This is a genomic window from Streptomyces sp. W16 (assembly GCF_033194735.1).
Taxonomy (GTDB): domain Bacteria; phylum Actinomycetota; class Actinomycetes; order Streptomycetales; family Streptomycetaceae; genus Streptomyces.
This window is the reverse complement of record NZ_JAWOAI010000591.1, coordinates 1-5,555: the sequence shown is the minus strand read 5'-3', so window position 1 is coordinate 5,555 and position 5,555 is coordinate 1. Positions and strand designations below refer to the sequence as shown.

The 5,555-nt window shown below is 71.1% G+C and carries 5 protein-coding genes and 1 pseudogene; 2 read left to right on the top strand and 4 right to left on the bottom strand.

Features of this window, described 5'->3' with window-relative positions; all coding sequences use genetic code 11:
• Nucleotides 1-206 (top strand): annotated as a pseudogene (locus tag R6V09_RS44650) (TetR-like C-terminal domain-containing protein); the annotation flags it as partial.
• A 7-nt stretch (nucleotides 207-213) separates the two neighbouring features.
• Here the strand turns inward: R6V09_RS44650 and R6V09_RS44645 are convergent.
• On the bottom strand, nucleotides 214-1,041 hold the full coding sequence (locus tag R6V09_RS44645; protein WP_317887207.1) for a hypothetical protein: 828 nt from the start codon (nucleotides 1,039-1,041) through the stop codon (nucleotides 214-216).
• 57 nt (nucleotides 1,042-1,098) lie between these two features.
• Nucleotides 1,099-2,046, bottom strand: coding sequence for a GlxA family transcriptional regulator (locus R6V09_RS44640; protein ID WP_317887206.1), 948 nt, complete (start codon nucleotides 2,044-2,046; stop codon nucleotides 1,099-1,101).
• 71 nt (nucleotides 2,047-2,117) lie between these two features.
• Between R6V09_RS44640 and R6V09_RS44635 the strand changes: the two genes are divergently transcribed.
• Complete coding sequence (locus R6V09_RS44635; protein WP_317887205.1) at nucleotides 2,118-3,068, top strand: NADP-dependent oxidoreductase; 951 nt, start codon at nucleotides 2,118-2,120, stop codon at nucleotides 3,066-3,068.
• Between the two features lie 5 nt (nucleotides 3,069-3,073).
• On the opposite strand, the gene R6V09_RS44630 is transcribed toward R6V09_RS44635, so the two are convergent.
• Both R6V09_RS44630 and R6V09_RS44625 read right to left on the bottom strand, forming a co-directional pair.
• The gene (locus R6V09_RS44630; protein WP_317887204.1) at nucleotides 3,074-4,180 is read right to left on the bottom strand and encodes an NAD(P)-dependent alcohol dehydrogenase; all 1,107 of its coding nucleotides are present in this window, start codon (nucleotides 4,178-4,180) and stop codon (nucleotides 3,074-3,076) included.
• A gap of 47 nt (nucleotides 4,181-4,227) precedes the next feature.
• Nucleotides 4,228-5,555: aldehyde dehydrogenase family protein (locus R6V09_RS44625; RefSeq protein WP_317887203.1), on the bottom strand; the 1,328-nt coding region annotated here is incomplete at its 5' end.

Genomic DNA, 5,555 nt, shown 5'->3' with positions numbered 1-5,555 from the left:
GGGTGCTGCACCGGGACCTGCGCGCCTACAGCCTCCGCGAGCGCGAACTCGCGGGCGCGGCGGACGCCCCGCTGGTCGCCTCGGCGGTCGCCGGGACCTTCGGCGGGGTCCTGGCCGACTGGCTGCACGGGCTGTTGGAGGGCACGCCGGAGGAAATCGCCGACCAGGTATGGCAGTTGCTGGTCGCGCTGCACATGAGCCGGTGAGGGATGTTCAGGCGCAGCCCTGGCCGCGCTTGACCTGGGGCCACGCCTCCACCCCGTCGGGCGTGCGGACGTACGCCTTCGACGCGTCGGCCGTGAACCACAACTGCCAGTCGCGGTACCGGTATCCGGTGTCGCGGGCGTTCGCCGGCATGCGGACGTCACCGTCGTAGGGGGCGGTGAGCATCTCGGACGGGAGCACCTTGTGCGGATCGCGGGCGTACAGCTTGCGCTTCTCGCCTTCGCCGGTCTGCAGGAAGTGCGCCTGCTGCCAGTCGCAGTGCGCGGCTCCGACGCCACTGCTCACCGTCGTGGTCGCCACCCGCTTCCCGTTCTGGTCGGTCCAGATCTCGTACCCGTGCGCTTTGGCGAAGCTCGCCGGAAGTTCGGCCGGATCACAGGAGGCGCTGCTCTCCGGGCCCCAACCCGGCCTGTTCTTACGGTCCTTGGCGACGACGACGGCGACCTTCGTGCGGCCGTCGACGTCGTAGGAGAACAGGACGCGCCCGTCCGACCTGCGCTCGACGCGGTAGCCCGTGCGCGGCACGTCCGGCTGCTGCATGTTGAAGTACGCCCGCAGACCGCCCTCGGGTGTCTTGCCGCCGTCGCCCTTGCTCCATGCGTCCGCGCCGCCGCCCTCGTACATCTTCCCGTCGCACTCCAGCGCCCGGCCGGCCGCACCCGACTTGTCGGAGCCGGTGGCCGGTACGTACAGCGGTCCTTTGTAGGGCGTGACCGGCGGTGTGCCCGCGACCACGACGCCTTCCCCGTCCTCGGTGCCACATCCCACCGCGGCCACGGCCACCAGCACGGCGACCGTCGTGAGCCCTCTGCGCATGCCCTACCCCCTCGCGTGTCGTTCCTACGACGCACGGGCGGGCCGAAACGTTGGGGGTCAGCGGGTTTCCTGGAATGTACGCCGATAGGCCTGCGGGGAGACCCCGATCGCCGCGTGCAGGTGCTGCCGCAGGGACGCGCCGGTCGCGAAGCCGACACGGCCGGCGATCTGGTCGACAGAGAGGTCGCTGGCCTCCAGCAGGTCGCGGGCGCGGGCGACCCGCTGCTGGATGAGCCAGCGGCCGGGGCTGAGGCCGACCTCGTCGTTGAAGCGGCGGGCGAAGGTGCGCAGGCTCATGCCGGCGTGGCGGGCCAGGTCGTTCAGGGCGAGGGACTCGTCGAGGCGGGTCAGAGCCCAGTCGCGGGTGGCGGCCGTGCTCGTGGCGCCGCAGTCCGGCACCGGCTGCTGGATGAACTGCGCCTGCCCGCCGTCGCGGAACGGCGGAACGACGCAGCTGCGGGCGACCGCGTTGGCGAGTTCGCTGCCGTGGTCGGTGCGCACGATGTGCAGGCAGATGTCGACTCCGGAGGCCGCGCCGGCGGAGGTGAGGATCCGGCCGTCCTGTACGAAGAGCACGTCCGGGTCCAGGTCGACCTGCGGATACAGGGCACGGAAGCGGTCCACGACCTGCCAGTGGGTGGTGGCGCGGCGCCCGTCGAGGAGACCGGCGGCGGCGAGCACGAAGGCGGCCGTACAGATCGAGACGATGCGTGCGTCCGGGCGGATCCGGGCGAGGGCGTCGGCGATCTCGGCGGGCAGCCCCGTGGGGATGCGCGGGGTCGCCATGGCGGCGACCACGACCGTGTCCGCCGTTTCGAGGATCTCCGGCCCGTGCTCCACCGATACCGAGAAGTCTGCGCTGGTGCGCACCGGGCGCCCGTCGACCGTGCAGGTCAGCACCTCGTAGCGGCCGTCGGCGGCGCCGAAGATGCGGCTGGGGATGCCCAGCTCGAAGGGGTAGACGCCGTCGAGCGCCAGGACCACGACCCGTTCCACATGCTGCATGGCACGATTCTATCGAAGGTTGGCCATCGTGCCATTTTCTTGTCGTGCGGGACCCGGCAGGCTGAATGACCATGAGCACTGTGAACACCATGCGCGTCATCACGCAGCACACCCTCGGCGGTCCCGAGGTCCTCGAAGTCGCCGAGGTCGAGCGCCCCGCGCCGCGCGCCAACGAGATCCTGATCAAGGTGCGGGCGGCCGGGCTCAACCCCACCGACTGGAAGCACCGGGCCACCGGCGGGTTCCTCGGCGAGCCGCCCTTCGTCCTCGGTTGGGACGTCTCCGGCGTCGTCGAGGCCGTCGGCGTCGGTGTCGCCCGCTTCAAGGCCGGCGACGAGGTCTTCGGGATGCTGTCCTACCCGTGGGGCCATGGCTCGCACGCCGAGTACGTCGCCGCTCCGGCCCGTGCCTTCGTCCACAAGCCCGCCGGGATCGACCACGTCCAGGCGGGTGCGTTGCCGCTGGTCTCGCTGACCGCTTGGCAGGCGCTGGTGGAGAACGCCGAAGTCCAGTCGGGGCAGCGGGTGTTGATCCACGCGGCGGCCGGCGGGGTCGGGCACGTGGCCGTCCAGATCGCCAAGGCGCGCGGCGCGTACGTCATCGGTACGGCGAGCGCGGCCAAGCACGACTTCCTGCGCGAGCTCGGTGTCGACGAGGCGATCGACTACCGGGAGACCGACTTCACCGAGGCCGTGAAGGACGTGGACGTCGTCCTGGACATGCTCGGCGGCGAGACCGCGCTCAAGTCGCTGCGGGTGCTGCGTCCGGGCGGGATCGTGGTCTCGATCGTGCCGATGGGCAAGCCGGACTTCTACGAGGAGGCCGAGCGGCTCGGTGTACGGGCGGTCCGGATGCTTGTCGACGCCGACCGCGCCGACATGCAGGCCATCGCGGAGCTCGTCGAGGCGGGGAAGCTGCGCGCGACGATCGCCGGGGCGTTCCCGCTGGCCGATGCCGCCGAGGCACACGCGCTCGGCGCCACCGGCCGCACTTCGGGCAAGCTGGTGCTGACGGTCGACTGAGCAGGTCAGAAGGTGAGCACGGGCTTGATGGCCTTGCCCGCGCTCATGTCCCGCACCGCCTGGTCGATGTCCGCGAACGGATACGTACTGATCAGGCGGTGCAACGGGAGCCGCCCCGTCTTGACCAGTTGCACGAGCGCGGGGATGAAGCTCTGTGTCTCGCTGTCGCCAAGGGTAAGGCCCACGATCCGCTTCCCGGGGATCAACCCGTTGACGTCCAGGGCGACTTCACTGCCGAACGGTGGTGCTCCCACGACGACCAACGTGCCCCGGGCGGCGAGCGCGTCGGCGCCCTGGCGGAGGACCGCGACACTGCCGGTGGTCTCCACGATGCCGTCGGCGCCCTGGCCGTCGGTGAGTACGGCGAGGGTCTCGCCGAGGTCGCCCTCGGCAGCGTTGACGGTGTGCGTGGCCCCCAACTCCTTTGCCAGGGAAAGGCGTTCGGCGACCTTGTCGACGGCGATGATCCGGGTGGCCGGGGTGAGCGCGGCAGCCATCACCGCGGACAGGCCGACGGCTCCGGCGCCGAGCACCACGATCGTGTCGCCGAGTCGCGGCTTCAGGACGTTCCAGACGGCGCCGACTCCCGTCTGAACTCCGCAGCCCAGCGGGGCGATCGACTCCAGCGGCACATCCGGGTCGACCTTCACCAGGCTGCGCTCGTCGACCAACGCCCGTTCGGCGAAGGATGACTGGCCGAAGAAGTGCCCGCCGAGGGGCTGTCCGTCGCGGCTGATGGTGCTGCTGCCGTCGGCGCGGCGGCCTCCGATGAGGTTCAGCGGCAGCCAGGTCGCGCAGTAGGCGGGGTGTCCGCCCTGGCAGTTGCGACAGTCGCCGCAGGACGTGAAGGACAGCACGACATGGTCGCCGGGCACGACACCGGTGACGGCCGAGCCGACCTCCTCGACGACACCGGCGCCCTCGTGACCGAGAACTCCGGGGAGCGGGAAGGGCAGTCCGCCGCTCGCCACTCCAAGATCCGTGTGGCACAGGCCTGTTGCGACGACCCGGACCAGCGCCTCGTGCGGGCCCGGCTCGGCCAGTTCGACGTCGGTGAGCGTGAAGGGTGCGCCGCCCGACTCGACGACGGCCGCGCGCGTGGTGGTGGACATCGTACGAACTCCTTGGTGGGCGTGGTCAGTCGAGCTGATGGGTGTGGTCAGTCGAGCGAGACGACGACGGACTTGGTGCGGGTGTAGGCGGCGAGGCCCTCGGGGCCGTACTCGCGGCCGAAGCCGGAGTCCTTGACGCCGCCGAAGGGGACGTTGGGGTCGAGCATCGCCCAGTCGTTGACCCAGACGATGCCCGCCTGGAGGCGGTCCGCGATGCGGTGGGCGCGGGAGAGGTTGCCGGTCTGGACGCCCGAAGCCAGCCCGTAGGGCGTGGAGTTGGCGAGTTCGACGGCCTCGTCCTCGGTGTCGAAGGGCTGCACGGTGAGGACCGGGCCGAAGATCTCCTCCTGGATCACCCGGGAGTCGTTGGCGAGGTCGGCGATGACGGTGGGCTTGTAGTAGTAGCCGCCGTCGAGGTCGAGGCGTTCGCCGCCGCAGACGATGCGGGCGCCCTCCTTGCGGGCGAGGTCGACGTACTCCTCGACCTTGCGCAGGTGCTTCTCCCCCGCCATCGGGCCCACGACGGTCTCGGGCAGCCGGGGGTCGCCGAGCGGCACGCCGGGCACCGCGTCGGCGAGGATGTTGAGGAGGGTGCTGTAGACGGGGCGGGCGACCAGCAGGCGGGGGCCGCCCATACAGAACTGGCCGGTGTTGAAGACGAAGCCCTTGATGACCGCGCCGACGGCCTTCTCCAGGTCGGCGTCCTCGAAGACGATGTGGGCCGCGTTGCCGCCGAGTTCCATGGTCACGGGCTTGAGGTTCTCGCCGGCGACGCTCGCGGCGTGCCGGCCGACGGCGGTGGAGCCGGTGAAGGCGATCTTGTCGACGCCCGCGTGCCGCAGCAGGGCTTCGCCGGCGACCGGGCCCGCGCCCGTGACGACGTTGACGACACCGTCCGGGACACCGGCCCGCTGGAGCAGTCCGGCCATGTAGAGAGCGCTGAGCGGGGTCTCGTCGGCGGGCTTGTGGACCACGGTGTTGCCGGCCGCGAGGGCGGGGGCGAGCTTCGAACCGGCAAGGATCAAGGGGAAGTTGAAGGGGGTGATCGCGGCGACCACGCCCAGCGGCTCGCGCTTGGTGTAGGCGAGGGCGTTGAGCGGAGTGTCGCGGGTCGAACCGTCCAGGGAGAAGGCGAGGGCGGCGTAGTGCTCGTAGTCGTTCGCCGCGTTCGTGACGTCGACGGCGTGGCACAGGGTGATGGGCTTGCCTACGTCGAGGCTCTCCAGCTGGGCGAGTTCGTCGGCGTTCTCGCGGATGAGTTCGGCGACGCGGTGCAGGATCCGGCCGCGTTCGCGACCGCTGAGCCCGGACCAGCGCCCGCTGTCGAAGGCCTCGCGGGCGGCGCGGACGGCCGCGTCCACGTCGGCGGGGCCCG